Source organism: Frankia sp. Mgl5, assembly GCF_023242985.1.
Classification (GTDB): Bacteria; Actinomycetota; Actinomycetes; order Frankiales; family Frankiaceae; genus Parafrankia; species Parafrankia soli.
Window position 1 is genome coordinate 1 of the sequence record NZ_JALKFY010000086.1, and the last position, 281, is coordinate 281.

The following is a 281-nucleotide window of genomic DNA, read 5'->3' on the forward strand; positions in this document are numbered from 1 at the left end:
GTGTAGTGGATGTGCAGAAAAACGGTGATTTGTTTGCCATTGAGACGGAAAACGGCCGCTATGAAGCAAAGCATGTCATCTTTGCTACTGGCCTCGGAGTTGAACTGGCCGAAAAAATCGGGTTGGCGACAAAACCGGGAACCGAGCCGCGGATCAAAACCGTTTTGGATGTGCAGCCGGACGGCAAGACAGCGATCGATGGAATCTGGGCTGCGGGAACCTGCGCTGGTGTAAGCGTACATACGATTATTACAGCTGGTGACGGCGCCAAGGTAGCGATC

General features: G+C 53.4%; 1 protein-coding gene. It reads left to right on the top strand.

What is annotated here, in order from left to right:
* Positions 1 to 281, top strand: a 281-nt coding sequence (locus MXD62_RS08480) for an FAD-dependent oxidoreductase (RefSeq protein WP_248828841.1), incomplete at both ends; no start/stop codon positions are given.